General features: G+C 61.7%; 25 protein-coding genes. 7 read left to right on the top strand and 18 right to left on the bottom strand.

Translation table 11 applies throughout. The features are described from left to right. Positions 1 to 3: 3 nt before the first annotated feature. The 11 genes from HEP69_RS12410 to HEP69_RS12460 form a co-directional block, all read right to left on the bottom strand. Complete coding sequence (locus HEP69_RS12410; protein ID WP_290558854.1) at positions 4 to 681, bottom strand: hypothetical protein; 678 nt, start codon at positions 679 to 681, stop codon at positions 4 to 6. After that, a complete protein-coding gene (locus HEP69_RS12415) occupies positions 681 to 1,124 on the bottom strand; it encodes an ATP synthase subunit C (protein ID WP_290558855.1) in 444 nt (147 codons plus the stop codon). Before HEP69_RS12415 ends, HEP69_RS12410 begins: the two co-directional genes overlap by 1 nt. Beyond that, positions 1,121 to 2,914, bottom strand: coding sequence for a hypothetical protein (locus tag HEP69_RS12420; protein WP_290558856.1), 1,794 nt, complete (start codon positions 2,912 to 2,914; stop codon positions 1,121 to 1,123). The genes HEP69_RS12415 and HEP69_RS12420 overlap by 4 nt, the downstream gene beginning before the upstream one ends. After that, entirely contained in the window at positions 2,911 to 3,507 is a 597-nt protein-coding gene (locus HEP69_RS12425; protein WP_290558857.1) for a V-type ATP synthase subunit D, read from the bottom strand. Before HEP69_RS12425 ends, HEP69_RS12420 begins: the two co-directional genes overlap by 4 nt. After that, positions 3,485 to 4,846, bottom strand: coding sequence for a V-type ATP synthase subunit B (locus HEP69_RS12430; protein WP_290558858.1), 1,362 nt, complete (start codon positions 4,844 to 4,846; stop codon positions 3,485 to 3,487). Before HEP69_RS12430 ends, HEP69_RS12425 begins: the two co-directional genes overlap by 23 nt. Beyond that, positions 4,843 to 5,793: a carbamate kinase gene (gene arcC / locus HEP69_RS12435; RefSeq protein WP_290558859.1), complete on the bottom strand. Its 951-nt coding sequence runs from the start codon at positions 5,791 to 5,793 to the stop codon at positions 4,843 to 4,845. Before arcC ends, HEP69_RS12430 begins: the two co-directional genes overlap by 4 nt. 3 nt (positions 5,794 to 5,796) lie before the next feature. Beyond that, positions 5,797 to 6,798, bottom strand: a complete 1,002-nt coding sequence (argF, locus tag HEP69_RS12440) for an ornithine carbamoyltransferase (protein WP_290558860.1) — start codon at positions 6,796 to 6,798, stop codon at positions 5,797 to 5,799. 16 nt (positions 6,799 to 6,814) lie between these two features. Then, a complete protein-coding gene (gene arcA / locus HEP69_RS12445) occupies positions 6,815 to 8,044 on the bottom strand; it encodes an arginine deiminase (protein WP_290558861.1) in 1,230 nt (409 codons plus the stop codon). Between the two features lie 270 nt (positions 8,045 to 8,314). Continuing rightward, entirely contained in the window at positions 8,315 to 9,721 is a 1,407-nt protein-coding gene (locus HEP69_RS12450) for a YfcC family protein (protein WP_290558862.1), read from the bottom strand. A gap of 59 nt (positions 9,722 to 9,780) precedes the next feature. Then, positions 9,781 to 10,485, bottom strand: a complete 705-nt coding sequence (locus HEP69_RS12455; RefSeq protein ID WP_290558863.1) for a TorF family putative porin — start codon at positions 10,483 to 10,485, stop codon at positions 9,781 to 9,783. A gap of 525 nt (positions 10,486 to 11,010) precedes the next feature. Continuing rightward, a complete protein-coding gene (locus HEP69_RS12460; protein ID WP_290558864.1) occupies positions 11,011 to 11,208 on the bottom strand; it encodes a LytTR family DNA-binding domain-containing protein in 198 nt (65 codons plus the stop codon). A gap of 427 nt (positions 11,209 to 11,635) precedes the next feature. Here HEP69_RS12460 and HEP69_RS12465 point away from each other — a divergent pair, with 427 nt between their 5' ends. After that, on the top strand, positions 11,636 to 12,379 hold the full coding sequence (locus HEP69_RS12465; RefSeq protein ID WP_290558865.1) for a glycosyltransferase: 744 nt from the start codon (positions 11,636 to 11,638) through the stop codon (positions 12,377 to 12,379). A gap of 433 nt (positions 12,380 to 12,812) precedes the next feature. Beyond that, positions 12,813 to 13,361 carry a GtrA family protein gene (locus HEP69_RS23750; protein ID WP_366111383.1) on the top strand — a complete coding sequence of 183 codons (549 nt, stop codon included), beginning with the start codon at positions 12,813 to 12,815 and terminating at the stop codon, positions 13,359 to 13,361. 145 nt (positions 13,362 to 13,506) lie between these two features. Here the strand turns inward: HEP69_RS23750 and HEP69_RS12470 are convergent, their stop codons facing one another. Next, positions 13,507 to 14,073 (bottom strand): DUF882 domain-containing protein, encoded by a 567-nt coding sequence (locus tag HEP69_RS12470; RefSeq protein ID WP_290558866.1) that lies wholly within the window; start codon positions 14,071 to 14,073, stop codon positions 13,507 to 13,509. A 390-nt stretch (positions 14,074 to 14,463) separates the two neighbouring features. On the opposite strand from HEP69_RS12470, the gene HEP69_RS12475 reads away from it, so the two are divergent. Genes HEP69_RS12475 through HEP69_RS12490 form a run of 4 tightly spaced genes read left to right on the top strand, consistent with a single transcriptional unit; the run spans position 14,464 to position 18,676 of the window. Further along, the gene (locus HEP69_RS12475; RefSeq protein WP_290558893.1) at positions 14,464 to 16,011 is read left to right on the top strand and encodes a L,D-transpeptidase family protein; all 1,548 of its coding nucleotides are present in this window, start codon (positions 14,464 to 14,466) and stop codon (positions 16,009 to 16,011) included. Positions 16,012 to 16,049: 38 nt separating this feature from the next. Continuing rightward, positions 16,050 to 17,141, top strand: a complete 1,092-nt coding sequence (lpxD, locus tag HEP69_RS12480; protein ID WP_290558867.1) for a UDP-3-O-(3-hydroxymyristoyl)glucosamine N-acyltransferase — start codon at positions 16,050 to 16,052, stop codon at positions 17,139 to 17,141. Positions 17,142 to 17,174: 33 nt separating this feature from the next. After that, the gene (locus HEP69_RS12485; protein WP_290558868.1) at positions 17,175 to 17,432 is read left to right on the top strand and encodes an acyl carrier protein; all 258 of its coding nucleotides are present in this window, start codon (positions 17,175 to 17,177) and stop codon (positions 17,430 to 17,432) included. A gap of 35 nt (positions 17,433 to 17,467) precedes the next feature. Continuing rightward, positions 17,468 to 18,676: a beta-ketoacyl-[acyl-carrier-protein] synthase family protein gene (locus HEP69_RS12490; RefSeq protein WP_290558869.1), complete on the top strand. Its 1,209-nt coding sequence runs from the start codon at positions 17,468 to 17,470 to the stop codon at positions 18,674 to 18,676. Positions 18,677 to 18,734: 58 nt separating this feature from the next. Here the strand turns inward: HEP69_RS12490 and HEP69_RS12495 are convergent, their stop codons facing one another. Then, positions 18,735 to 19,340, bottom strand: coding sequence for an invasion associated locus B family protein (locus HEP69_RS12495; protein WP_290558870.1), 606 nt, complete (start codon positions 19,338 to 19,340; stop codon positions 18,735 to 18,737). Between the two features lie 479 nt (positions 19,341 to 19,819). Between HEP69_RS12495 and HEP69_RS12500 the strand changes: the two genes are divergently transcribed. Next, entirely contained in the window at positions 19,820 to 21,361 is a 1,542-nt protein-coding gene (locus tag HEP69_RS12500) for a helicase HerA-like domain-containing protein (RefSeq protein ID WP_290558871.1), read from the top strand. An 89-nt stretch (positions 21,362 to 21,450) separates the two neighbouring features. Here HEP69_RS12500 and HEP69_RS12505 read toward each other — a convergent pair whose 3' ends face one another. The 5 genes from HEP69_RS12505 to HEP69_RS12525 all read right to left on the bottom strand — a co-directional run bounded on the left by HEP69_RS12505 (position 21,451) and on the right by HEP69_RS12525 (position 25,929). Then, positions 21,451 to 22,755: a branched-chain amino acid ABC transporter permease gene (locus HEP69_RS12505; RefSeq protein WP_290558872.1), complete on the bottom strand. Its 1,305-nt coding sequence runs from the start codon at positions 22,753 to 22,755 to the stop codon at positions 21,451 to 21,453. Next, a complete protein-coding gene (locus HEP69_RS12510) occupies positions 22,752 to 23,762 on the bottom strand; it encodes a branched-chain amino acid ABC transporter permease (RefSeq protein ID WP_290558873.1) in 1,011 nt (336 codons plus the stop codon). The genes HEP69_RS12505 and HEP69_RS12510 overlap by 4 nt, the downstream gene beginning before the upstream one ends. 1 nt (position 23,763) lies before the next feature. Further along, positions 23,764 to 24,135, bottom strand: a complete 372-nt coding sequence (locus HEP69_RS12515) for a hypothetical protein (protein WP_290558874.1) — start codon at positions 24,133 to 24,135, stop codon at positions 23,764 to 23,766. An 89-nt stretch (positions 24,136 to 24,224) separates the two neighbouring features. Then, positions 24,225 to 25,049 (bottom strand): ABC transporter ATP-binding protein, encoded by an 825-nt coding sequence (locus HEP69_RS12520; RefSeq protein WP_290558875.1) that lies wholly within the window; start codon positions 25,047 to 25,049, stop codon positions 24,225 to 24,227. A gap of 97 nt (positions 25,050 to 25,146) precedes the next feature. After that, on the bottom strand, positions 25,147 to 25,929 hold the full coding sequence (locus HEP69_RS12525; protein WP_290558876.1) for an ABC transporter ATP-binding protein: 783 nt from the start codon (positions 25,927 to 25,929) through the stop codon (positions 25,147 to 25,149). Positions 25,930 to 25,962 lie beyond the last annotated feature (33 nt).

The raw sequence follows: 25,962 nt of genomic DNA on the forward strand, positions 1-25,962 counted from the left end.
CCGCTATCGGATCACACCGTCCAGCACCGCCCGGAACCGGGGTTGCAAATGCTGCATCAGCAAGGACGCGATAGCCTCATCCGAAAGATCCAGATGCACATCGTCCTGGCCCAGCCGCGCCCTGATACCGGAGTGCAGGTCGTCGGCGGCGTGCAGGGTCACCCCGTCCTCGAGCATTTGCTTGCTGAGGCCGAGCACGAATTTGGTCAGCTTGCCCGATTGGATATCATCGGCGTTTTCGCGGATTGAATCGTGTCCCACAACCTCGGCGGGCAGGATCACCTCGGCGTCTGTTTTCTCGCCGGTATCCGCACGCGCCCGCCCGACCAGTTCCAGCACCATCTGTCTGAGCATTTCAGGGTCGGCCAGCGTTTCGCTCACCATGCGTTTCACGTCGATCTCGAACTGGGCCATCAGGGTTGATCGCATGGTCAGCGCTGCGTCCCGCATGGCGGTCCTGAGGGCTTCTTTTCCGGCGGTCTGATAGCGGTCCGATGCTTTGCGCGCCTCCTGAAGCGATATTTCGGCCTCCGCCTTTGCGTCCGACAGGATCTTGGCCGCTTCGGCCTTTGCCTCGTTCATCAGCCGTTCGGCCTCGGCGGCCCCGGCGGCGACGCCATCGGCGCGCAACTGCGCGATCAGCGCATCGACGCCACGGGCGGTCTGGTCCGGGGTGCTCATCACGAGATCCCCGCGCTGATCACCAGCGCAAAGACAAAGGCAAAGACGCCGAACCCCTCGATGATCGCTGCGGGCGCCAGCGAGAGGCCAAAGATTTCGGGCTTTTCCTTTGAGGCATTGATCGCCGAGGCACAGGCGCGCCCCTGCCAGATCCCGCAATACATCAGCGCAATGCCCGCCAACAGTCCAACGCCAAAGAGGCCGCCCGCGTTTTCCGGGGTGACCTCGCGGTTGAGCGTGAACATGATGACGATGCCATAGATCACAAAGGTCGATGGAAAGGCCGAGATGCCGACAAAGCGGCCATAGCCCCCTTCGGTTTCCAACATCGCGCCGATACTGGCCTGCCCGGCGATCGAGCAGCCGATGGCGCTGGCGATGGTGCCCAGAGCCATGGGCGCATAGATCCCCAGCCACCCCAGTGCGAGAACAAACTCGGTCATTCCTGAACCTCCTTGCGGGCAAAGGCCCGGAAAGCGATGCCTTCCTCGGGCAGGCCCCATTTATAGAACTCGATATAGTTAAGCCGAAGCCCGTGTACGACGCCGCTCATCAGGGCAAGGCCGAAATTCAGCACATGCCCGATCAGCAGGATCAGAACTCCGCCCAGAATGGCCAGACCGGACCGGGACGTCATCACGTCCGAGGCCAGATCATTGAACGTGAGCGCCAGCGAGGCCGACGCCAGACCCAGCGCAAAGAGCCGCATGTAGGACAGCACGTCGCCGAACATGCCCATCAGACCGTTGAGGTTTTTGACACCGTCAAAAAGCCGCCAGGCCCAGTCGACCGAGCTGTGGATCGGCCGGTTGCTGGCAAACAGCAAAACCCCCAGAATCCCCGCGATGGCCAGCGCCGCGCCCGCCGGGAACGCCGGGCCGGTCTGACCGCTCAGCCAGATCGCCAACCCGCCGAACAGGATCGCGATCCAGCCCAGATTGGCCAGCCTGCTGCGCCTGGGATTGGCACGGAACGCCATGAGGTTGGCAATCGCGATATGGATGACCCCCACCAGGATCGACAGGGTCATCATCGTGTCGAAATCGTTCAGATCCAGAAGGGCCAGCCGCGCGGGCACCGATCCATCGGGCGGCGCGGCCCCGAAATAGCTGCCCACGATCATGCCATAGGCAATGGTGCTCAGCGCCAGGATCAGGCCCAGTCGGCGCCAGGCGCGCTGGCGCGCGGTATGGTCCAGCCGGTTCCAGAACAGTCCAAGGCCCAACAGAATCACAAAGCCATAGCCTGCATCCGCCAGAATCATCGCGAAGAAGATCGCAAAGGACGCAACCAAAAGCACCGTCGGATCCCAACCCCGGTAATGCGGCACCTGATAGAACATCGCCAGATCGACGCCCGCCGCTTCGGTTTCTGGCTGCTGGAGAAGGGTAGGCGGTGTCTCGTCCCAGTCCGGCTTCTCGATCAGCATCGCCAGCCCACGCGCCGCGCAGAGCTGCTCGACCTCTGCCACCCGGTATTCGGGAACCCAGCCCTGCACCGCAAAAAGGGTTGGGTCATCGCGGGTCTGCGCCTTGGCAAAGGCCAGTTCGGCGGCGGTTTCAGCCTCCGACAGGCTGGCGCGCAGCAAGGTCAGATATCGGGTCAGGGCCAGCCGGTCGCCTTGCAACGCTTCGATCTCGATCTCGGTCCGGTCAAGCTCGTCTTCGAGAACCTCGATGGGTTTGGCGCCCAGATGCTCGCGCGGGACAGGCAACAAGGTGGCGGGCGGCTCCTCGGGTGCGATCACAACGATGTAAAGCGCGCTGTGATCGTGGCCGACGATTTGCCAGGGCAAATCGACAGCGTCCAGGCTGTCGCGCTGTTTCAGCGGCAGCTTGTAAAACCACAAGAACAGGCCTGCCAGGTCCTCTTTCGGCGGGAATGTGAAATCTCCCCAAGGTCGCATAGTGGCAATCCGGTTCATCAGAAAGTCCCGCCGGTCGCGGGCGGCACGCAGGGCGTCCTTGAGCCTCAGCGTCCGATCCACAAAGGAGTGTATGTCGAACCCATCGTCCTTGCGCACCTGGCGGCGGGGGGTGGGTATGACCGACAAAAATCGCAACGCTTTATAGGCATCTTCGGCCTCGCGGCTCACCTCCTGTTCGGGGTGGTCTTCGGGCGGCACCAGGGAAACCAGATGCATTGCGCCCAATGTCTGGACCGCCTTGAGCGCATCCTCTTTCTGCGCCGCCTGCCCAACCAGCGACAGCTTTTTGAGCCGCGCGACACTCATGCCGCGGCCCGCTTGCGCTTGGCGATCTTGGAGCGCACGACCGAGGCCATGTCCTGATCGCTCAGGTACACGCGGATCCTCTTGATGTTGGCGCGGGCATTGGGGATCAGCACCTTGTCGAACAGGTTGACCCGCTGGGTGATCGTGTCCACGGCCTTGGACAGGGCCGCTACGCGCTGGCGCGCGACTTTGGCCCGCAGTCGGACCTCAACCATATCGTGCAACAGCCGGGACACGTCATCGACCCAATGGGGTTTGGTCATCGGCGAATAGGGGGCCACCGCGACCTCGACATTTTCCAGCACGGGCAACCGGGTGCCCACCACGTTTTCCGTGCCGACCCGGTAATCGGTCAGGTGCACCAGCCCTTTCAGCTCGATCCCCGGGTTTGCAAGCATCGGCACATCGCGCCCGACCTGGGCGGCGAGCGCCTCCACCTCGGCCTCCATCCGGGTCACAATCGCAATAGCCTTGGCCTTTTCAGCCTGCAATTGCTGACGCTTGAGATCCAGAGACGGCAAGAACCGCTCATAGGCCCTGAGCTGTGCCATCTCGCGCGCAAGCGACGATTTACTCAGCTGCAACCGCGCCATTGTCATCCTTCGGATAATAGGTGTCGACCAGGGCCTGTTTCATCAAAAGCTGCTCTGGCTCAAAGCATTCCGCCAGCGTCGCCCAGCACAGATCCAGCGCCTCCTCCAACGGAATAGAGACGTTGATATCCATAAACCGCGCGCGAAAGAGATCGCCGAATTTCAGGACCTGACGATCGTAATCCGACAGATCGAACGCCATGGCTTGTTTTTGGGCAGCATCGCGCGCTTCGGAGTAAAAGCGGATCATGGTGTTCATGATCTGGCCGTGATCCTCGCGCGTGACCTTGCCGATCACGTTCTGCTTGAGCCGGGAAAGACTGCCAAAGGGATCAATCACGCCCGAATGCAGATAGAACTGCCCTTCGGTGATATAGCCGGTATTGTCGGGCACCGGATGGGTGACATCGTTGCCTGGCATGGTGGTGACCGACAAGATCGTGACCGAGCCGCCGCGCGCATAATCGCAGGCCTTTTCATAGCGCCGCGCAAGCTGGCTGTAGAGATCGCCCATATAGCCGCGGTTCGACGGCACACGCTCCTGGCTGATGCCGACTTCCTTCATCGCGTCGGCATAGGCGGTCATGTCCGTCAGCAACACCAGAACGCGCTTGCCTTCCTCGACCGCGAATTTCTCGGCCACGGCAAGGGCCATGTCCGGCACCAAAAGCCGCTCGACCAGCGGGTCGGAGGCCTGGTTGACGAACATGATCGTGCGCGAGAAGACCCCTGCATCCTCAAACGAGGTTCGGAAGGTGTGAAAATCATCAAAGATCAGACCCATCCCCCCGAACACCACCACATCGGCATCTGCCTGAATGCCGATGCGGGCCAGAAACGGATTGTAGGGTTCCCCCGAGACCGAGAAGATCGGGATCTTCTGGCTTTCGACCAGACAGTTAAAGACATCGATCATTGGCACATCGGTGCGGATCATGTTCTTGGGCACGATCCGTTCCGACGGGTTCACCGACGGCCCGCCGATGCTATAGCGCGGCTCGGAACTCAGATCCGGGCCACCGTCGATAGGCTGGCCCGCCCCGTCAAACACCCGGCCCAAGATATTGTCCGAATAAGGGGTTTGCATCGGGTGGCCAAGGAATGTGGCGGTGGCACCGGTCGAGATCCCTTTGGTGCCGGAGAACACCTGAAGCGAAACGACATCGCGATTGATATGGATGACCTGCGCCAGCGATTTGGCGCCATCCACGCTCTCCACCACCGCCAGGTCGCCGAAGCGGACCACGATGTCACGGCTGGCATCCTCGGGCACATGCACTTTGAGCGTGTCGCCAACAATCTCCAGCACACGTGCGTATTTGATCAAATCGCGTGTCATCCACCCCGCCCGGTTGTGTCGTGAAACGCCATGTCTCCGGCATCCACTCTGATAGTGGTGCCTTTTTTGCCAGCTACAATATCCGCAAGGTCAGCAAGCGCACCGATCGCTGCCGTTTTGCCTGTCTTTTGGGCGAACTGACAGGCTGCGGCAACTTTTGGCCCCATAGAGCCTGCCGCGAACTGATGCTGTGCCAACGCTTCGGGCGTTGCCGATCTGATCCCGCGCTGTGCCTCGGTGCCCCAGTCCAGAAACACCGCCTCCGCATCGGTGGCCGAGATGAACAGATCGGCCTCGACCTCGCGCGCCAGAAGTTCGGATGCAAGATCCTTGTCGATCACGGCCTCGATCCCCTCCAGATCGCCTGCCGCGTTATAGGCTGTCGGAATGCCGCCACCGCCCGCGCAAATCACGACGGTTTGTTTCTCGACCAGCCATTTGATCGGCCGGATCTGAAAGATCCGCCGGGGCAGGGGAGAGGCCACGACGCGCCGCCACTTGTCGCCATCGGCCCGGATCTCCCAGCCTTTTTCGGCGGCCATCCTCTCGGCCTCGGGCTTGTCATAGACCGGGCCGATGAATTTGGTGGGGCTGGCAAAGGCCGGGTCCTTGGCATCCACCTCGATCATCGTCAGCAGCGTGGCCAGCGGCGTTTCGGGCGGCAGGCGGTTGCCCAGCTCCTGTTCGATCATATAACCGATCATGCCTTCGGTTTCGGCGCCCAGAACATCCAGCGGATAGGCTTCGTCAGGCTTATAGGCGTTGCCCTGCAAGGCCAGCAGCCCGACCTGCGGGCCGTTGCCATGGGTGACGATCAATTCCTGATCCGGCGCGATCGCGGCCAGGGCCTGGGCCGCGATGGCGGTGTTTGCACGCTGGTTTTCGGCGGTCAGCGCTTGCCCCCGGCGCAGCAGCGCATTCCCCCCAAGGGCGACGACAATACGCATCGCTCAGCTCCCCAAGGTGGCGACAAGGATGGCCTTGATCGTGTGCATCCGGTTTTCGGCCTGTTCAAACTGAATACCCGCGGGGCTTTCGAACACCTCTTCGGTCACCTCCATCTCGGAGATGCCGAATTTCTCGAAAATGTCCCGGCCCACCTCGGTCTCGGTATTGTGAAAGGCGGGAAGGCAATGCATGAACTTGACCGCCGGGTTGCCAGAGGCCTGCATCAGATCGGTATTGACCTGATAGGGTTTCAGCAGCTTGATCCGCTCCTCCCACACCTGGGCTGCTTCGCCCATCGACACCCAGACATCGGTATGGATGAAATCGACACCGTCCACGGCCTCGCCCGGGTCCTCGGTGATGGTTAGTTTCGCACCGTACTTCGCCGCCGCCTCCTCAGCCGGACCGCGAAATTCGTCGGTGGGCCACAGCTCTTTCGGGGAGGCGATGCGCACGTCCATCCCCATCAGGCAGCCCGCGATCATCAACGAATGGCCCATGTTGGACCGCGCGTCGCCGACATAGGCATATGTGATCTGGTTGAGCGGCTTTTCGGCGTGCTCTCCCATGGTCAGCAAATCAGCCAGCATCTGGGTGGGGTGAAATTCATCCGTCAGCCCATTATAGACCGGAACCCCGGCATAGTGTGCCAATGTCTCGGCCTGTTCTTGACCAAAACCCCGATACTCGATCGCGTCATACATCCGGCCCAGCACCCGGGCAGTGTCCTTCATGCTTTCCTTGTGACCGATCTGAGAGCCCGACGGACCCAGATAGGTCACGCCCGCACCCTGATCCATCGCCGCCACCTCAAAGGCGCACATCGTCCGTGTCGAGCTTTTCTCGAAGATCAGGCAGATGTTTTTGCCCGTCAGGTGCTGGATCTCTGACCCGGCATATTTTGCGCGCTTGAGATCGCGCGACAGATCCAGCAGATAGCGCAGCTCGCGTTGATTGAAATCGAGTAGCTTGAGAAAGCTGCGGCCCTTGATGTTGAATGCCATATCTCTGTCTCCCTGATCAATACTCTACCGGGTCGCGCCAGACCGGGCAGGTCATGCAATGCCCCCCGCCGCGTCCTCGGCCCAGTTCCGAGCCCGGGATCGTGATCACCTCGACACCCGCCTTGCGCAGCAGCGTGTTGGTATAGGTGTTGCGGTCATAGGCCACGACCACGCCAGGTTCCAACGCCACGACGTTGTTGCCGTCATCCCATTGCTCGCGCTCCTGGTTGAACGCATCGCCGCCGGTCTGCACGATCTCGAGCTTCTTGATCCCCAGGCATTCGGCGGCCACCTCAAAGAGGTGGTTCTCCTCCTCGCGGAAATCAATCTTGCCGTCCTTGTCTCCGGGGCGCAGGCTGATGCATTTGATTTCGTCACAGACCTCGACGAATGCGGTCGCCACCTCGCGGTCGCAATGGCTGAACACGGTGTCGAGATGCATCGCGGCGCGGCTCTTGGGCATCTGGCAGGCCACCACCCGTTCCGCCGCACCCTTGGCAAAGAGCGCTCTCGCGATCTGGCCCACCGCTTGCGGGCTGGTGCGTTCGCCCATGCCGATCAGCACCGTGCCATTGCCCCAGGGCATCACATCGCCGCCCTCGGCGGTGGCCATGCCCCAATCCTTGTCCGAATCGCCCCACCAGATCTCAAACTCCCCGTCCACAAAGGCGGGGTGAAACTTGTAGATCGCGGTGACCAGCAACGTCTCGGGCCGCCGCGCGGGCCAGAACATCGGGTTCACCGTGACGCCGCCATAGATCCAGCAGCTGTTGTCGCGGGTGAACTGGGTGTTGGGGATGGGAGGAATGACAAACCCCAGATTGCCCAGATAGGACCCGAACATGCCTGCCGGTGTGAAGGGCAGTTCCTCAACCGCGATCCCGCCGATCAGATGCACGGCAAGTTTTTCGGCCGGGATCTCATTGAGCCAGCCGCGCAGTTCACCGAGCATGCCGACACCCACCTGATTTTCGGTGATGCGCCGGTCCAGAACCCATTTGCGCGCCTCGGGAATCGCCACGACCTCTTTCAAAAGCTGATGGAACTCCAGCACTTCGACCCCGCGTTCCTCCATTTTCATGCGAAACTCGGCATGATCCACCCGCGCCTGGCTGACCCAGAGCACGTCGTCATAAAGCAGCTCTTCGGCATTGGCGGGGGTCAGCCGCGCATGGGCCAGACCCGGCTGGCAGACCATCACCTTTCGCAGTTTTCCGATCTCGGAATGTACGCCGAATCCCGTCATGTTACGCAGTCTCCCTTAGAGGTTGTAGAACTGGTCGACCACCCTGGCCGACAAGAGGTGGGCATGCCGATGCTGCCCGCCACAACGGTCTGGCCCAGCAGGCGCTCTCAGATGGCGCAGACGGGCGGATGAAAACGTCACTGAGCGATGCCGCCGGCGATATGGGCAGTGATGCCTGCCTAACCCGACTGACGGGGCTCGCACGACCGCAAGGCCGTCCTGCGCCGCCAGGCGGGGCGCTTTGCCGGGCCGCCCTGATCATCGGCACCATCACAGCATGGTCGCGACGCTGAGCGCGGCCATGATGATCACCGCCAGGATCAGCAGCAGGGGCCACATGAATTTCAGCCAGCGTTCGTAAGGGACCCGGCCCAGAGCCAACCCGCCCATGACAACGGCAAAGGTCGGGTTGATCAGGTTTACCAGGCCGCTGGCCGATTGATAGGCGGTCACCACGAGCGACCGTTCGACGCCGGAGAAATCGCCCAACGGCGCCATGATGGGCATCGTCAGCACCGCCAGCCCGGAGGAGGATGGCACAAGGAAAGACAGCCCCGCCTGCAACCAGAACATCGTGTTGATGAACGCAACCTCCCCCAGCCCCTCGACCGCGCCTTCGGCCCAGAAAAGCACCGTGTCGGTCATGTTGCCGGCATCCATCACCACCACGATCCCGCGGGCAATCCCGATCACCAGGGCCACACCCAAGAGATCGCGCGCACCATCCACAAAGGTCGAGGTGAACTCCTCCTCTCCCATCCAGTCGATCAGCCCGACCACGATGGAGGCCACGATGAAGAGGGCCGACATCTCGGCCATCCACCAGCCGCCGACCGAGACACCCCAGATCATCACGGCAAAGCTCGCGGCAAAGATGATCAGGATGAGCGCGTGCTTGCCGGTAAAGTCCGGGGCCCCGTCCCCCTGGTTGCGCCCCTTGAGGAAATGCGCCGCGTTGCTTTCGCGCCGGTCGGCGACAATCGAATGATCCGGGTTCGCGCGGACCTTTTCGGCATAGCGCATCACATAGACAACGCAGGCCAGCCAGCAGGCAAAGAGAATGACAAAGCGCAGCACGATGCCATCGGTAAAGGGCACGCCCGCGGCGTTTGACGCGATCACCGTGGCAAAGGGGTTGATGGTCGAGCCCAGCGTGCCGATGCCCGCGCCCAGCATGATGATCGCGACACCCGTCACCGCATCATACCGCGCCGCGATCATCACCGGGATGATCAAGGCATAGAACGCCAGCGATTCCTCGGCCATGCCGTAGATCGTGCCGCCCGCCGCGAACAGGGCCATCAGGATCGGGATCATCCATTTCTCCCGTCCCTGCAAGCGCGCCATGGCCCGCGCGATCCCCGCGTCAATTGCGCCGGTTTTGGTCACGACACCCAGAAAGCCGCCGATGATCAGCACAAAGAGGGCGACATCAATGGCCCGCGCCTCATAGCTTCCGGGATCGTAGAACCCTGCAATCGGTGCCATGACCACATCAAAGAACCCTTGCGGGTTCGGCTCGACCTCTTGATACGAGCCTGGCACGGGCACATCGCGGCCCAGTTCAGGATTTGCGACCCGGTCATACTGTCCGGCAGGAACAAAATGCGTCGCAATCGCAACAGCAGCGATCAACGCGAACAGGATTGTATATGCTGAGGGAAATTTGAACGTCACGACCATTTCCTTTTGAGTGTCAGGCATGTGCGCCTATGCGTAAGGACGGAGTGTGTCGTTCAGTTGAAAAACGACAGCGTGAGCACCACCACCTCTTCGTCCAGGTTACCTCCGTAAGCCCGCACATCTATGGCCGAGTGGTCGGTGAGATCCCGGCTGAGCCCGATGTCGAACACGTTCTTGTCCGATGCCAGGTTGCGCGAGCCCAGATCCGAACCGAAGCCGCCAGAGATCGTCAGATCCCCCGGCAACCCGGAATAGGCCGCGTTCAGATAGACCCAATTCTCATCGAAATAGACCTCGCGATAGTAGTCCAGGCCCAGGCTCAAGCGGTCTGTGACGGCAAGATCCGCCTTGACATAGGCTTCGCCGTAATCCGTGCTGTCATCGCGGTAGAAATACTGGGCAAAGCCGATGTCGAAATCGACCGCTCCCCAGCTTGGAGTGATCCCTGCATAGAGATCGACCTCCAGATCCGTCACCCCGTCGAACCGGACATTCGATGCCCAGACCCCTGCATAAAACAAACCATAATACAGCTCGACATAAGGCTGGATCGCCGGGCGATCCCCTGTCTGGGTGCTGCCTTTCGAGATGTAATTGGATGTGATGTCGACGCCGTAGCCAAAGCTGACTTCGTTGGCCTGCGCCTGCTGTGCCGGGCTGCCAAGGATCACGGCCAGGGCGCCCAGCGTCGCCAAAAGCGGTTTGACGCCGGTGGCGGTCCGCGATGTCCTTGTCTTTGCACCTTGGATTTTCTGCATCTGAGCACCTCCTGAGAAGTGTTTGATAATATGACGGAAAGCGATATGAGCTGGGTGGAGGGCAGCGCATGTCCAAGTCTGGTATTTCGGAAAAATGCAGCCAGAGAAAGGCATCTTCATAAAGTGACCAGATTTTGAGCAATTAGTCGCCTGTGGCGTCAGTGTGCTGCCTTGTCCAGCTCGGAGTCGGCGCCCGGGAGGACACGCGCCCGGGCCGGCCGAAACGCGCGCACTTCGTTCGAAAGCCGGGATTTTTGGCGAGACAGGTCGCATTGCTCAGTCAGGCCCGATCTTTTCCTGTCAAGCCAGAGAGCAGAGCAGCGCCAGCATCCGATTCGCCGCCACGATGTCATCGGTCCAGCGGAATGCGGGCGCCGGGATCGGGCGCGCGGCCCGCCTGTCTCAGACGTGTTTTCGGATCTCGCCATAGCGCCTGCGGCGGACCGGCACGGTGTCATCGGTGCTCAAGATCGCCTGATACGCGCTGCCGGATTTGGCAAGCCGCACCACATGCCGATATCTCACTCAATGGGACCGGTGACATTGCATGCCTTCGAACCCCTTAAGCCGATCAACGCAGTCCGAGAGCGACCCGCTGAGCGTGGCGCTGCCATCGGTGGTCGCGGCCACAACGTAATGGTGCTGCGCTGTTTTCTGATCGGCGAGCATATCGAGCGGTTCGCCGTGCCAGGTTGGGATGGCGATCTCTATGGGAACGGGCATGTCGAACCAGGAGGCGCAGTCTGGCTCTTTTGGGTGAAGTCGGTCTTTCCGTGGAGTTTGGCGTTCCTGCCTTTGCCGTTACGCCCGCGTCAGACCGTGACGGCTTTTCGGCGCGACACGGCGGGGCTCAGAGCCTATTTGTTGCTCTGGGTGCTGTCCCCGCTGGTGCTTTTCACACCGGCCGCCAATATCCTCCTGACCTATGTCTTGCCGGGCCTGCCCGCCACGGCGGTCCTGCTGGTGCTGCTGCTGAGGGATGTCTGGGGCGACGCGCTGCGCGGTTGGCCGGGCCGGATTGGGCTGGGATGCGGTTTGGCCGTGACCGGCGCGTTCTTTGCCGCGATAACGGCCATCCCGATCCTTGCCCCAGAGCGCGCCTCAGAACGCACGCGCCGCCGATGCGCGCTGCACAGATGCTGGCGCCGGTGTGCCGGTTTTCACAGCGCCGGGCCGCAGCTATTCGGCCGAGTTCTATTCCGCCGACCGGGCCAGACCTGTCGACTGGGAGGGCATCGGCGGTCTGACCGCACCGGCCATCGTCATCGCGCCCAGCAGCCACAGATCGCATCCCGCGCTGGCGCCCCTCTGGCCGATAACCCAGGCTGGACGGTACACGGTTTACCGCCTGACCGCCGATGCCAAGGACAAGGAGACGCACGTGACCCCCAAGCCCCAAACCCTTGGCGCCACCTCCGTCGGGCCGCGACTGTCCTTTGTCATTCCCGCCTATAACCAGGTGCTGGTCCTCCGCGAGACCCTGAAACGGGTCAGCCGTGAGGCGGCGCGCACCGGCCAGACCTGCGAAATTTTGCTGGTCGAGGACGACAGCGCGGCTGGCACGTTCGAGGCGGCGCGGCGCATCGCGCTGCCCTATCCGGTCCGGCTGATCCGCCTGTCGCGGAATTTCGGCAAGGAACATGCGATTATGGCGGGCTTGCGCACATCTTCGGGCGATCTTGTCATCGTGCTGGACGCCGACCTTCAGGACAATGTCGCCTATATTCACGACATGCTGGACCTGACCGCGGCGGGCCATGAAATGGTTTATGCGGTGCGCGACGGCCGCCGCGATGAAGGGTGGATCAAGCGGTGCCTGACGGGTCTCCTTTATCGTCGGCTCAATCAGGGGACGGGATTGCGACCCCGCGAGATTCTCGCGATTTCAGACTGATGGATCGAAAGGTCGTCGATACGCTCTGCGCCTTGCCGGAACGCGACCTTTTCATGAAGGGGCTCTATAACTGGGTTTCGTTCCGCAGCGCTCCGTGTCCGGGTATCACGACGTCAAAACGGCATGTCGAAATTCGGGTTCGTCGGGCTTGTGCAGCATGCGCAGACGGGTCTGACGTCGTTCACCAGATGGCCGCTGCGTATCTGGGCGTTGCTGGGCACGGACGTCGCGATTGGCGCAATGTGGTATGGGCTGACTATCGCGTTTCGCACCCTCGCTCTGGCCATGATGTGCCGGGCTGGAGCACATTGGCGGTCGCCCTGTTCTCTCTCAGCGGGTTGCAACTGATCTCGATCGGGGTCATCGGTGAATACCTGGCCCGGGTCTTTTCCGAGGTCAAAGCGAGGCCAGGCTATATCGTGGCCGAAGACATTTGCAGGCACCCCGAACGACCCGGGCGATCCGATATATCCAGATCGGAGGCGCGGCAAGCTTGCTGCATATCGCCTTGGCAAGCCTCTTGGTTTGGTTGGGGAACAGTGCCGTTTGGGCCAATACCGTGGGGTTCCCGAGCGCCTTTTGGGTCAGTTTTTTGGTCTCACCTCCACTATACGTTCACTATACGTTCCCGCAGACATCCTGTCAGATCTCTGTCGCCGCACGGCGCTTTGTGGTGACATCGCTGGTGGGGATCGTGATCAATCAGGCGGTGCTTGTGCTGCTTGTTGAGATGACCGGGCTATCGGATTACCTGGCGCTCTTGGTGGCGGTCGCGGTTGCGGCCGCGCTGACATTTGTTTTGTGCCGGTCCTGGGTGTTTCGCCTTCGGCAGTCAGCAGGGACGTGCCGCCTGACGGGGTGGCTGGGGCCCGTGCCCCTCCCGTCTCTGTCGCCGATGGCGATGCGACAGAGGGGCCTGCGCTCAAGGCTCGGCACCGCCTCCTCGGGCGCGTGTCGGGTGTTCCCACCGGGATCAGGGTGATTTTTTTGGCAGCGAACGAACGCCCTGGACAAGGGGCACTTTCCGAATTTGGGTGCGTGTTTGAGACAGAGCCGCCGCCACATCATTCCAGAAGGCGTGCGCCCTTCGGGATAGCGCGGCTCCGATCCGCGCGGCCAGTCGGGTCTTAGCCGCCCCAGCTGCGGACCGCGCCACAATCCATATGCACGAAGTTCGAGCGGGAATACTTGCCAACGCCGCCCGCACGGCAGGCAATTGCCGCTTTGGCCATTTGCGAGACCGAACGCGATCCAAGCCGCAGATCTGCGGCCTGACCTTTCAGGTGCAGCGAGTTACGGGCCACACCGCCCGATCTGCTGCGCAGCATCGCGTTGGTCTTGGGGCTGCGATAGCCCGAAAGCAACATATAGGGTTCATTGGCATCCATCAGGTTATGCGCCGCAGCCATGATATCGATGGTGCGTATGTCCATGCCCTTGACGTCATCGGTGCGCCAGTCGCGCATGAAATGATTGACCTCTTTGAGCGCATCTTTGATGTATTTGCCTTCGATCCAGTACACCATGTCGATGCGTTCGCCGGTTCGGCCGGAATACATGCGGATGCGGCGAATGTCGCCCGCACCGCGCAAGAACCCTGCGGCGCTTGCGAATGTCGGTGCGGCTGTCATGGCGGTTGCGGCGAACGCTCCCAATAAGGCGCGTCGGCTCAGCCCGATCGATGTCTGTGTCATTTTCTGCGTTGTCCCGTACGCTGCTAACCTGCCTGTGGCCGATGTTACGGCCACATTCGTCATCCATCCCCAGATGATTAATTTCTATGCCACAGCCTGATTCTGTCGCCAAGGCGTGAGTTTTGCTACGGTCCTGTAACGTCCGATTTCGGCAAAATTTCGCGCAAAAAGAGGGTGTATAATGGAACCTTGCCGGGCGATGCAGCGTTGCATCACCCTGTTGGGGCGCTAACAGCCTGTTGAAAACGTGAATGGACAAGCGATCTATCCTGCGCTCAAGCTTTTTCCAGATTCTCTTCTGAGCGTTTAGGAAACACCAAAATGATTTTAAAAGTCTTTCAGCGGCGCCGGTTCTGTGGGCTTGCCGTGGTCGCGATGATGGCGTTGCCCATGCTGGGTGCCGGATCCGCATCGGCGCAGGTGACAGCGTTCAAGCAAGCCGTGGCCGAGGCGGCCTCTCGCGACAGCGATATCGCCGCGTTTTATCGCGGCACCGGTTTTGCGCCGATCTGGACCGGCACCGATGCCGATGATCAGGCGCGGCGCAAGGCGTTGATGGCCGCCCTTGAGACGGCGTCGCTGCATGGTCTGCCCGAGGCACGCTATGACAGGGCCGGGCTGATGCAGCGGATGCGCACCGCGCGCACGACGCGGGATCTGGGATTTCTCGAGGTCGAAATCTCCGCGGTGTTTCTGCAATACGCGCGCGATATCCAGACCGGTGTGGTCGTGCCTTCGCGCATTGACGCCGATATTGTCAGGCAGGTTCCCTATCGTGACCGCAAATCGACGCTGCTGACCTTGGCCCGGCACGACGATCCCGGCGCCTTTGTTGCCGGGCTGGTGCCTGCGACCCGCGAATACCGCGCGCTCCTGAAGCAAAAGTTGCAGATGCAACACCTGCTCGCCTCCGGCGGGTGGGGCCCCAAGGTGCGCGCCAACAGCCTCAAGCCCGGCGCCGAGGGGGCCGAAGTTGTGGCCCTGCGCAATCGTTTGATCGCAATGGGTTATATGCCGCGCAATGCCAAGGCGGTGTATGATGCGGATATGGAAAAGGCGGTTCAGGTCTTTCAGACCCGGCACGGGCTGGAGCCGGACGGCGTCGCGGGCGAAAGCACGATCCGCGAGATCAATGTCGAGCCGCAGGCCCGCCTGCGCGCGATCATCGTCGCGCTGGAGCGGGAACGCTGGCTGAACCGCGACCGCGGCGACCGGCATATTCTGGTCAACCTGGCCGATTTTCATGCGCGCATCATCGATCACGGGCACGAGACCTTCCGCACCCGGTCAGTGATCGGCAAGAACGTGGCCAGTCAACGCAGCCCCGAGTTTTCCGATGTGATGGAGCATATGGTGGTCAACCCCAGCTGGTTTGTCCCCCGATCCATCGCAACCAAGGAGTATTTGCCTGCGCTGCAACGCAACCCCAATGCAGTGCGCCATCTGGTGATCACAGATGCGCGGGGTCGCGTGGTCAATCGCGGCGCAGTCGATTTCACACGGTATTCGACCCGCAATTTCCCTTTTGACATGCGCCAGCCGCCCAGCAAGTCCAACGCGCTGGGGCTGGTCAAGTTCATGTTTCCCAACAAGTACAATATCTACTTGCATGACACGCCTGCTAAGAACCTGTTTTCGCGGGAAACACGCGCCTATAGCCATGGCTGTATCCGGCTGGCTGACCCGTTCGATTTCGCCTATGCGCTGCTCGCGCGCCAGGAGGCCGATCCTGAAGGGTATTTCCAGCGTGTCCTGAAATCGGGCGTCGAGACCAAGGTCGAACTGCAACGGCCGGTTCCGGTCCATCTGATCTATCGGACCGCGATCACGGACGAAAAAGGCCGGATCGAGTATCGCCGCGATGTCTATGGTCGTGACGCCAAGATCTGGCAGGCGCTCAGCGATGCGGGGGTGGTCCTGGGCGACGTTCAGGGGTAATCACTGGCCCCGAGCGAACCAGAGCCCGGGGCCAAGCCATGCCATTTACCATTGCCCAGATTGCCGATGCGATCGGCGCCAAGGCCGAAGGCGACACCGCGTTGGCGGTGACGGCGGTTGCCGAACCCGCAGACGCGCGGTCCGACCAATTGGCGATGGCGACCAATCCCAAATACACCAAAGATCTGTCCGAGGGGCAGGCACAGGCGGCGGTGCTCTGGGCGGATGCCGATTGGCGCGATCTGGGGCTGAAGGCCGCGATCTTGCCGCAGCGCCCGCGGTTTGCCATGGCGGGACTGACACGGATGATGGATCCGGGCCAGGGGTTCGGGTCGGGGATCCACCCCTCGGCGGTGATCGACCCCACCGCTCAGGTTCATCCCGATGCGACTGTGGGGCCAAACACCGTGATCGGTCCGCGCGCGACCATCGCTGAGGGCGCTGTGATCGGGCCGCTTTGTTTTATTGGTGCGGATGTGGTTCTGGGGCCCAACGCCTATCTGCGCGAGCATGTGAGCATCGGCGCGCGCGTGCGGATCGGCGCCAATTTCATCGGTCAGCCGGGCGCGCGGATCGGGGGCGACGGGTTTTCCTTTGTCACGCCCGAACCTTCGGGCGCAGAGGCGGTGCGCGAGACCCTGGGCGATCAGGGTGCGACCGACGCGCAAAGCTATGCGCGTATCCATTCGCTGGGCGCGGTTCGGATCGGTGACGATGTGGAGATCGGTGCCAGCACCACAATCGACAACGGCACGGTCCGCGACACGGTCATCGGAGCCGGCACCAAGATCGATAACCTTACGCAGATCGGCCATAACGTGGTGATTGGGCGCGATTGTCTGATCTGCGCGCAAAGCGGGATCGCAGGCTCGACCACGCTGGGCAACAATGTGGTGCTGGGCGGCCAGACCGGCATCACCGACAACATCTTTGTCGGCGACCGGGTGATCGCGGGCGGCGGCTCCAAAGTGCTGACCAACATCCCGGCGGGCCGAGTGGTGCTGGGCTATCCGGCGACCAAGATGGACACGCAGATCGAGGCCTATAAGGCGCTGCGCCGCCTGCCTCGGTTGATGCGTGACGTGCAGACATTGCAAAAGGCGGTTTTCAAACCCGGCTCGAATGACTAAATGACCGCCATGTTCCTCCAGGGAAGACCGGCCATGAACGTCAAGGACAAAGTGATCGAGATCATTGCCGAGCAGGCGGTGCTGGACCCATCCGACGTCACGATGGACAGCACGCTCCAGGATCTGGGGATCGACAGTCTGGGGCTGGTGGAAAGCATCTTTGCCATTGAAGAGGCGTTCGATATCTCGATCCCCTTCAATGCCAACGAGCCCGAGGCCGGCGACTTTGACATCTCAAACGTGGCCACCATCGTGGCCGGTATCGAAACACTGATGGCCGAACAGGCCTGAGCGACGGGCGCAAAGCTCTGGAAAGGCTCGGTGCGATGAAACGCGTGGTCATAACGGGGGCGGGCACGATCAACGCTCTGGGCCATTCCGTGCCCGAGACACTGGAGGCGATGCGCGAGGGCCGCTGTGGGATCGGCCCGCTGGAGTTTCGTGACGTGGACCGGCTGGCGATCAAGATCGGCGGGCAGGTGCGCGGGTTCGAGGCCGAGGGCCGGTTCAACCGCCAGCAGATGGTTCTATACGACCGGTTCACCCAGTTCACCCTGACCGCCGCGAGAGAGGCCATTGGACAGTCGGGGCTGGAGTTTAGCGGCGAGCTGGCGGCCAGGTCCGGTGTTGTGTTGGGCACGGCAGGGGGTGGCGTCAGTACTTGGGACGACAATTACCGGGTCGTTTATGAAGATGGCAAAAACCGGGTGCACCCTTTCGTGGTGCCCAAGCTGATGAACAACGCCGCCGCCAGCCACGTGTCGATGGAATGGAACCTCAAGGGGCCGTCTTTCACTGTGGCCACTGCCTGCGCGTCGTCGAACCACGCGATGGCGCAGGCGTTCCAGATGGTCAGATCCGGCATGAGCCCGGCCATGATCACCGGCGGGTCTGAATCGATGCTTTGCTTTGGCGGGGTCAAGGCCTGGGAAGGGTTGCGCGTGATGTCCAAGGATGTCTGCCGCCCCTTCAGCGCCAACCGCAACGGGATGGTGCAGGGGGAGGGCGCGGGCGTGTTCGTCTTTGAGGAGTTCGAGCATGCGCGCGCCCGCGGAGCCGAGATCCTGGCCGAGATTGTGGGATTTGCCATGACCTCGGACGCGGCTGACATCGTGATGCCGTCGAAACAGGGTGCTGCGCGCGCCATGGCGGGGGCGCTTGCGGATGCGGGGGTGAACCAGGATGAGGTGGGCTATATCAACGCCCATGGCACCGGCACGGCGGCAAATGACAAGACCGAATGCGCAGCGGTGGCTGATGTATTCGGGCCGCATGCGGACAGGCTGATGATCTCATCGACCAAATCGATGCATGGGCATCTGATCGGCGGCACCGGTGCGGTCGAGCTTTTGGCCTGCATCATGGCGCTGCGCGACGGTGTGGTGGCGCCGACCATCGGTTATGAGGAACCCGATCCGGAATGCGCGCTGGATGTGGTCCCGAACGAGGCGCGAGAAGCGAGGGTTGATGTCGCTCTCTCGAACGCGTTTGCCTTCGGCGGTATGAATGCGGTGCTCGCCCTGCGGGGTATCTGACGGCCCGATACAAAACCGCCCAAGCAGCGCATGGGCGGGCAGTCGCGTGGTCAACGGCTCAGTTGGCAGGCACCACGTCAACCGCGTCATAGGCTGCTGTGAACCCGGTAAGCGACATCGGCAATTGCACAAGCTGATCCGGCGCAGGCGCCGGTACGATGGTCAGCGTCGCGGCATTGCCGCGCCGGAAGGCTGTGATGTCTTCCTCGGTAAATCCGACCTGTGCGATACAGCCCAGCGGATTGCAGAACGAAAAGTTGTACCGTTTGCCGCTGCCGCCATCGACCGCCACGGTGACCTGTGCTGTCAGCAGCGTCTCCAGCGGGACAACGATGGTTCCGCCCGCGACCGCCTGACCACCCCCTTCAAGGCGAAAGATCGAAACTTCGGCCGTGGGGTTGCCCTGATCGTCCGACAGCACCTGAAGCATTGAGCACGGGTCTTCCTCGGCATTGGTCTTGATGCAGGCCAGATCCCAATCCCCGAATTGTTCTTTGGAGTAGCGCTCCCCCAACTGCGGCCCGTCTCCGACCGGTTGCCCGAGGTCCAGCTGTGCCGCAGCGCCGGAATCGGAGGTGTCCTGCTCGGTTGTGTCTTGCGCGGCCAGCGGCGCGGCAAGGGCAAGCAAGGTGATGGTCGACAGGGGGATCAGATGTTTGAGCATTGGGGGTCTCGTCACTGCGTCGGTTGCGTTGGCTTTCGTCTAGCATGACCGTCGGGCGGTGTCAGGCCGGATTTACCCGATCGGCGGTCAAATCCACATCAGGGCCACAAGGTCGGCGGCGCCCGGATTTGCAAAACAAAAAAAGAGGACCGAAACCGATCCTCTTTCAATATTGTTCTCCCCGTCGGACTGGCCGACTTAGTTATTGCGCAAACGTTACGAAAGGGCAGGCCATCGGTCAACCGCGATTGCCGGATTTTTTGGTCAATTCACCGGAATTATGCAGGAATATTCACGCGTTAATCAGTTTTCTTTGACCATTGGATAAAAAAAGCCGCACCCGAAGGTGCGGCCAGTCTGACAGGGAGGAAGTCCGTCCGCCCCTTCAAGCAGGGGCGAACCACAAAGACTATGGCAGGGAATGGTTAAGACTGTATGTTCATTTCAGCCGATCTTTCTAAGGCAAAAGGGGCAAGGCTGTGCGGGACGGGGTATTCATCGGCGGTGGCGGGCCGGATTACGGCGAAGGCCAAGCGCTTGCGCTGAAATATGCCAACCGGCACGGGTTGATTGCCGGGGCCACGGGCACGGGAAAGACCGTGACATTGCAGATCCTGGCCGAGGGGTTCTCGGCCGCAGGTGTGCCGGTCGTCCTCTCGGATGTGAAAGGCGATCTATCCGGCCTCGCCAAGGCAGGAACGGCAACCCACAAGCTGCACGGGCCTTTTACAGACCGTGCAGCGACGATTGGGTTTGACGATTTCTCCTATGCCGCCTTTCCGGTCACCTTCTGGGATCTCTTCGGTGAACAGGGCCATTCCGTGCGCACCACCGTGTCCGAGATGGGGCCGCTGTTGTTGTCGCGCCTGCTGGAATTGACCGAAGCGCAGGAGGGGATCCTCAATATCGCCTTCCGGCTCGCCGACGAGGAAGGGCTGCCACTGCTCGATCTCAAGGATCTGCAGGCGCTCCTGGTCTGGACCGGGGAAAACCGGGACAGGCTCTTGCTGCGCTATGGCAATATCTCGGTGGCATCCATCGGCGCGATCCAGCGGCGCCTGCTGGTGCTGGAAAACCAGGGCGGGGCGGGGTTCTTTGGCGAACCGGCGCTGGTGCTGGCCGATCTGATGCGGATGGGTCCGGATGGGCGCGGGGCGGTGAACATCATCGCCGCGGACAGGCTGATGACGGCACCGGGGCTATATGCCACCTTCCTGCTCTGGCTGCTGTCGGAACTCTTTGAAGAGCTGCCAGAGGTGGGCGATCCGGACAAACCGCGCCTGGTGTTTTTCTTTGACGAGGCGCATCTGCTTTTTGACGATGCGCCCAAGGTGCTGATCGACAAGGTCGAACAGGTGGCCCGTCTGATCCGCTCCAAGGGGGTGGGGGTGTTCTTTATCACCCAGAGCCCCGCCGATGTGCCCGAAGATATCCTGGGCCAGCTTGGCAATCGCATCCAGCATGCGTTGCGCGCCTTTACCGCGCGGGATCGCAAGAACCTGCGATTGGCGGCGGAGACTTATCGCGAAAACCCCCGCTTCTCGACAGAGGAGGCAATCCGGGAGGTCGGCGTGGGCGAGGCCGTGACCTCCATGCTCCAGAAAAAGGGCGTGCCGGGCATCGTCGAACGCACGCTGATCCGCCCCCCGTCCTCGCAATTGGGCCCGATCACTCAGGCCGAGCGCGCCGCGATCCTGGCACAGTCGGATCTGGCCGGGAAATACGATGCGGCGGTGGATCGCATATCCGCTTATGAGATGCTGGCAAAACGCGCCGAGGCCGCCGCGCAGGAAGCAGAACAGGCCGAAGCGAAAGCCCAAGACCTGGCACCCGCATTTCGCGAGTTCAATGCGGCCCGGCGCTATTCTGGAACACGGATTGCCCGATCAAGTGCGCGCCGGACCGGGAAAGGCTCAAGCTTTGGTGAGGCGATGACAAAAATGGTCGTCAAGGAACTCACCGGCACCACGGGGCGCCGCCTTGTGCGCGGCATCCTCGGTGGGCTCTTCAAGGGGCGCTAAGACCCGCCCCTCGGCTTCTTCTCTTTCGAAATACCGGCGGGGGGGGTGGGGGGCAGGCCCCCCACCACGGCCCGCAAAAGGACGGCACGCTATTTCTCGGGGATCAGCCCGCGCGGGGAAAACCGCAACACCAAAAGCAGGATCAGTCCCATGGTCAGCAGGCGCATATGCGCGGCACTATCCATAAGATGCTCTTTCAGCCAGTTACCATCGGCCATGCCCGCAGTCATCGTCTCCATCAGGAACAGGCCCATCGGTTCCACCTGAACCCACAGGAACCAGATCAGAAACCCGCCCAGCACGGCCCCGAAATTGTTCCCCGATCCGCCTACGATCACCATGACCCAGACCAGGAAGGTAAAGCGCAGCGGCTGATATGTCCCTGGCGTCAACTGCCCGTCAAGCGTGGTCATCATTGCACCGGCGATCCCGCAAATGGCTGAACCCAGGATGAAGATCTGCAAATGGCGCGCGGTCACATCCTTGCCCATCGCCTCGGCCGCGACCTCGTTGTCGCGAATGGCGCGCATCATCCGGCCCCAGGGGCTCTTGAGCGCCAATTGCGCCATCACCAGCAGGATCACCAGTACCACGGCAAACAGGATCGAATAGTTGAGTTTCACAAAGATCGACGAGGCGGTTACCGGATCCAATCCCAGATCCGTGACGTTTTCGACAAAGCCGGGATCGTTCTGCAAATCGACCTCAAAGGGCACAGGCCGGGGCAGGCCAATCACGTTCTTCACCCCCCGAGAGAGCCAATCCTCGTTTTTCAGAACCGCGATGATGATCTCGGCAATGCCCAGCGTGGCAATCGCCAGATAATCCGACCGCAGGCCCAGGGCGGTCTTGCCGATGACCCAGGCCGCGCCGGCGGCCAAAAGCCCGCCCACCGGCCAGGCCAGAAGCACCGGCAGGCCCAGCCCACCCAGATACCCGGTATTGGCGGGGTTGATATCCTCGATCGCCTCAACCGACGGATCAAAGACCGACCGATAAAGGATGAACCCGCCGATCAGCACCGCCAGAACCGTCGCCGTTCGCACGCGCCCCGGCGCCATGCGCGTCGTGACCAGAACCGCTGCCGTGATCGTGGCCGCCCCCAGAACAAGGCCCAGCAGAACGCCCACGCCGCCCGCGGCCCAGGCATCGCCGACAGGCTCCATCGAGATCAGGACCGCCGCGAGACCGCCAAGCGCCACAAAGCCCATCACCCCGACATTGAAAAGCCCCGCAAACCCCCATTGCAGGTTCACTCCAAGCGCCATGATGGCCGAGATCAGCCCCATGTTCAGGATCAACAGGGCCGAGTTCCAGCTTTGCGAAAATCCGGTGATCGCGATCAGCGCCGCGACAACGGCAAAAAGCCCGGTGTTCTTGAGGGTCTCGTTCATACCGCTTTCCCCTTGAAAAGGCCGGTGGGCCGGAACAGCAGCACGATCAGCAGGATCACAAAGCTGACCGCGAATTTGTAATCGGTGGACAAGAGCTGCACCAATCCGTCAGGCTCCAGCGCCTCGGGCAAGAGATAGGTCGCGACCTTTTTCCAGGCATAGGTGATCGTCACTTCCGAAAAGGCAATCACGAACCCACCCGCGATCGCCCCCACCGGACTGCCCAGACCGCCCACGATGGCTGCGGCAAAGATCGGCAGCAAGAGCTGGAAATAGGTGAAGGGTTTGAAACTCTTGTCCAGCCCGTAAAGCACCCCCGCGATTGTCGCGAGCCCCGCCACCAGCATCCAGGTATAAAGCACCACACGCTCGGGGTTGATCCCCGAGAGGAGTGCGAGATCCTCGTTATCGGAATAGGCACGCATCGACTTGCCCGTCCGCGTGCGGTTGAGAAACCAGAACAGCGCGATGACCACAACCACCGCCGTGACGATGGTAATCCCTTGGGATGTGCGAAAGGCCAGCCCCTCGCTCAGCCCGGTCATCTCGCGAAAGGTGCGTGCCGAGATGATGAACCGTTCGCCATCGGCAAAGCGCTGGTCATCCGGCCCGATCACGAAGCGCACCAGCCCGTTCATGATGAACATGATCCCCATCGACACGATCACCAGGATCACCGGCTTGGCCTTTTGCGCGCGGTAGAATTTATAGACCGCCTTGTCGGTCAGCACCAACAGCGCGATGCAGCCCAAAATCCCGAAGGGCAGCGCCAAAAGGGCCGTGGGCAGCGGCCCCAGACTGATCCCCAGCGATTGCATCCACCAGGTCACCAGAATGGTCACCATCGCGCCAAAGGCCATGGTGTCGCCATGGGCAAAATTGGAGAACCGCAGGATCCCGTAGATCAGCGTCACGCCAAGCGCGCCAAGGGCCAGCTGGCTGCCATAGGCAATGGCCGGGATCAGCACGAAATTGGAAAGCGCCACAATGGCGTTCAGAACATCCATATCATATTTCCTTGCACTGTCCGATCCCGTTCATGACGCCGATGCGGCCATCGCTCATAACGCTATGCGCCGAGACGGCGAGGTCGCCATCGGGGCTCAATGTCGCCAGCGCGGTAAATCCCGGTGTCTCCACAATCCCGGCCCAGGCACCGGGAAAGGGCTGCCCTGACGCGCGCGCAATGAGCGCGCCTTGCGGCAGAAAGACAATGATGCTTTCGGGGGTCACATCAATCGCGAAAGGCGCGGGCTGCTCGCAGGTCCCGTCGATGCAAAGCTCCGCCATCTGGCAAGTCAGGCGCAAGGGAGGCTCATCTGCCGACGCATCGCCTGGAATGCTACAGAGACCCATCAGCAGAGCCAGCGCCGGGGTCATGCCAGAGCCTCCGGCACGGCGCATCGCCCGCGAAAGAACTGTCCGGAGCTGACATTCCCACGTCGACGCTATGACAAGAGCCACCCGCATCAGCCCCCCAGAAAGCTCTTGCGCACGTCCGGATCGGCCAACAGCTCCTTGCCCGTCCCGGTATAGGCATTGCGCCCCTGCACCAGCACATAGCCCTTATCGGCAATCTCCAGCGCCTGGCGCGCATTCTGCTCCACCATCAGGATCGGGATGCCGGTGCGCGCCACCTCGATGATCCGGTCAAACAGCTCATCCATCACGATGGGGCTGACACCTGCGGTCGGCTCATCCAGCATCAAGACCTTGGGCTGGGTCATCAGCGCGCGGCCCACCGCCACCTGCTGGCGCTGCCCGCCCGACAGCTCGCCCGCCGCCTGAAGCCGCTTTTCCTTGAGGATCGGAAACAGATCATAAACCTGCGCCATGGTGGTCGAGATATCGTCGCGCCGGATAAAGGCGCCCATCTCAAGGTTCTCCTCCACCGTCATCGAGGTGAAGATGTTCGAAGTCTGCGGCACAAACCCCATCCCCTTGACCACCCGGTCCTGCGGCGACAGGCTCGTGATATCCTCCCCATCCAACCTGACCGACCCCTGGCGCACATCCAGCATGCCGAAAATCGCCTTCATCGCGGTGGATTTGCCCGCCCCGTTGGGCCCCACGATCACCGCGATCTCGCCGGGGTTCACCGCCACCGTGCAGTCATGCAGGATATCGGGCCCCTTGCCATAGCCACCGGTCATGGTGTCGCCGATCAGGAACGCCTCGGTCGTGTTCATCGCGCTCCCCGTTCCGGGAGACGCCACCAACGTGCCAACACCCTTGGGGTTGGCGATCGAGGCATCCTTGTTGCCCCGGCTGTCGTGATAGGGGTTGTCGCTCATGTCCAGGCCCCTGTCTTCTTCTGGCTGGAAATATCCCGGGGGTGCGGGGGCAGCGCCCCCGCGCCTGTCGGACAGGCGCAGCCTGTTCGAAATCTCATCATGCCCCCACCTTGTCCTTGTTCTTCAGCCCGGTGCCCAGATAGGCCTCGATCACCTGGTCATTGGCCTTGATCTCATCGAGCGTCCCTTCGGCCAGCACCCGGCCTTCCGCCATACAGATCACCGGATCGCAGATCTTGCCGATGAAATCCATGTCATGCTCGATCACGACAAAGGTATAGCCGCGCTCTGAATTGAGCCGCAGGATCGCGTCGCCGATGGTGTTCAGAAGGGTTCGGTTGACCCCGGCGCCGACCTCGTCCAGGAACACGATCTTGGCATCCACCATCATGGTCCGGCCCAGCTCCAGCAGCTTCTTCTGCCCGCCCGAAACCTGGCCGGCCTTATGCTCGGCCAGATGTTCGATGGTGAGAAACTCCAGCACCTCATCGGCCTTGGCGCGCAGCGCACGCTCTTCCTCGGCAATGCGCTTGCGGCCAAACCAGGTGTTCCACAGCGTCTCGCCCGATTGCGCGCCGGGCACCATCATCAGGTTTTCGCGGCACGACATCGACGAAAACTCATGCGCGATCTGGAAGGTTCTGAGCAGCCCCTTGTGAAACAGCTCATGCGGAGGAAGGCCGGTGATATCCTCGCCCATCATCCGCACCGTGCCCGAGGTTGGCGGAAGAACGCCCGCGATGACGTTGAACAGCGTCGTCTTTCCCGCCCCGTTTGGACCGATCAAACCGGTGATCGAGCCTTCGGCGATCGACAGGGTCGCCCCATCCACGGCATGAAAGCCGCCAAAATGCTTGTGTATGTCATCGACAATAATCATCGCACCCCCAATGCCCGGTTTGCCCGGTGCTTT

This window comes from Aestuariivita sp. (genome assembly GCF_021404545.1).
Lineage (GTDB): Bacteria > Pseudomonadota > Alphaproteobacteria > Rhodobacterales > Rhodobacteraceae > Aestuariivita.

Bases quoted from the DNA above. Each gene is read 5' to 3' on its own strand.
- HEP69_RS12460 (WP_290558864.1), bottom strand. From the start codon at position 11,208: ATGCCCGTTCCCATAGAGATCGCCATCCCAACCTGGCACGGCGAACCG.
- HEP69_RS12455 (WP_290558863.1), bottom strand. From the start codon at position 10,485: ATGCAGAAAATCCAAGGTGCAAAGACAAGGACATCGCGGACCGCCACC.
- HEP69_RS12525 (WP_290558876.1), bottom strand. From the start codon at position 25,929: ATGATTATTGTCGATGACATACACAAGCATTTTGGCGGCTTTCATGCC.
- HEP69_RS12495 (WP_290558870.1), bottom strand. From the start codon at position 19,340: ATGCTCAAACATCTGATCCCCCTGTCGACCATCACCTTGCTTGCCCTT.
- HEP69_RS12510 (WP_290558873.1), bottom strand. From the start codon at position 23,762: ATGGATGTTCTGAACGCCATTGTGGCGCTTTCCAATTTCGTGCTGATC.
- HEP69_RS12485 (WP_290558868.1), top strand. From the start codon at position 17,175: ATGAACGTCAAGGACAAAGTGATCGAGATCATTGCCGAGCAGGCGGTG.
- HEP69_RS12490 (WP_290558869.1), top strand. From the start codon at position 17,468: ATGAAACGCGTGGTCATAACGGGGGCGGGCACGATCAACGCTCTGGGC.
- HEP69_RS12415 (WP_290558855.1), bottom strand. From the start codon at position 1,124: ATGACCGAGTTTGTTCTCGCACTGGGGTGGCTGGGGATCTATGCGCCC.
- HEP69_RS12410 (WP_290558854.1), bottom strand. From the start codon at position 681: ATGAGCACCCCGGACCAGACCGCCCGTGGCGTCGATGCGCTGATCGCG.
- arcA (WP_290558861.1), bottom strand. From the start codon at position 8,044: ATGACGGGATTCGGCGTACATTCCGAGATCGGAAAACTGCGAAAGGTG.
- lpxD (WP_290558867.1), top strand. From the start codon at position 16,050: ATGCCATTTACCATTGCCCAGATTGCCGATGCGATCGGCGCCAAGGCC.
- HEP69_RS12425 (WP_290558857.1), bottom strand. From the start codon at position 3,507: ATGGCGCGGTTGCAGCTGAGTAAATCGTCGCTTGCGCGCGAGATGGCA.
- HEP69_RS12515 (WP_290558874.1), bottom strand. From the start codon at position 24,135: ATGACCCCGGCGCTGGCTCTGCTGATGGGTCTCTGTAGCATTCCAGGC.
- HEP69_RS12420 (WP_290558856.1), bottom strand. From the start codon at position 2,914: ATGAGTGTCGCGCGGCTCAAAAAGCTGTCGCTGGTTGGGCAGGCGGCG.
- HEP69_RS12475 (WP_290558893.1), top strand. From the start codon at position 14,464: ATGCTGGGTGCCGGATCCGCATCGGCGCAGGTGACAGCGTTCAAGCAA.
- arcC (WP_290558859.1), bottom strand. From the start codon at position 5,793: ATGCGTATTGTCGTCGCCCTTGGGGGGAATGCGCTGCTGCGCCGGGGG.
- HEP69_RS12505 (WP_290558872.1), bottom strand. From the start codon at position 22,755: ATGAACGAGACCCTCAAGAACACCGGGCTTTTTGCCGTTGTCGCGGCG.
- HEP69_RS12470 (WP_290558866.1), bottom strand. From the start codon at position 14,073: ATGACACAGACATCGATCGGGCTGAGCCGACGCGCCTTATTGGGAGCG.
- HEP69_RS12520 (WP_290558875.1), bottom strand. From the start codon at position 25,049: ATGAGCGACAACCCCTATCACGACAGCCGGGGCAACAAGGATGCCTCG.
- HEP69_RS12430 (WP_290558858.1), bottom strand. From the start codon at position 4,846: ATGACACGCGATTTGATCAAATACGCACGTGTGCTGGAGATTGTTGGC.
- argF (WP_290558860.1), bottom strand. From the start codon at position 6,798: ATGGCATTCAACATCAAGGGCCGCAGCTTTCTCAAGCTACTCGATTTC.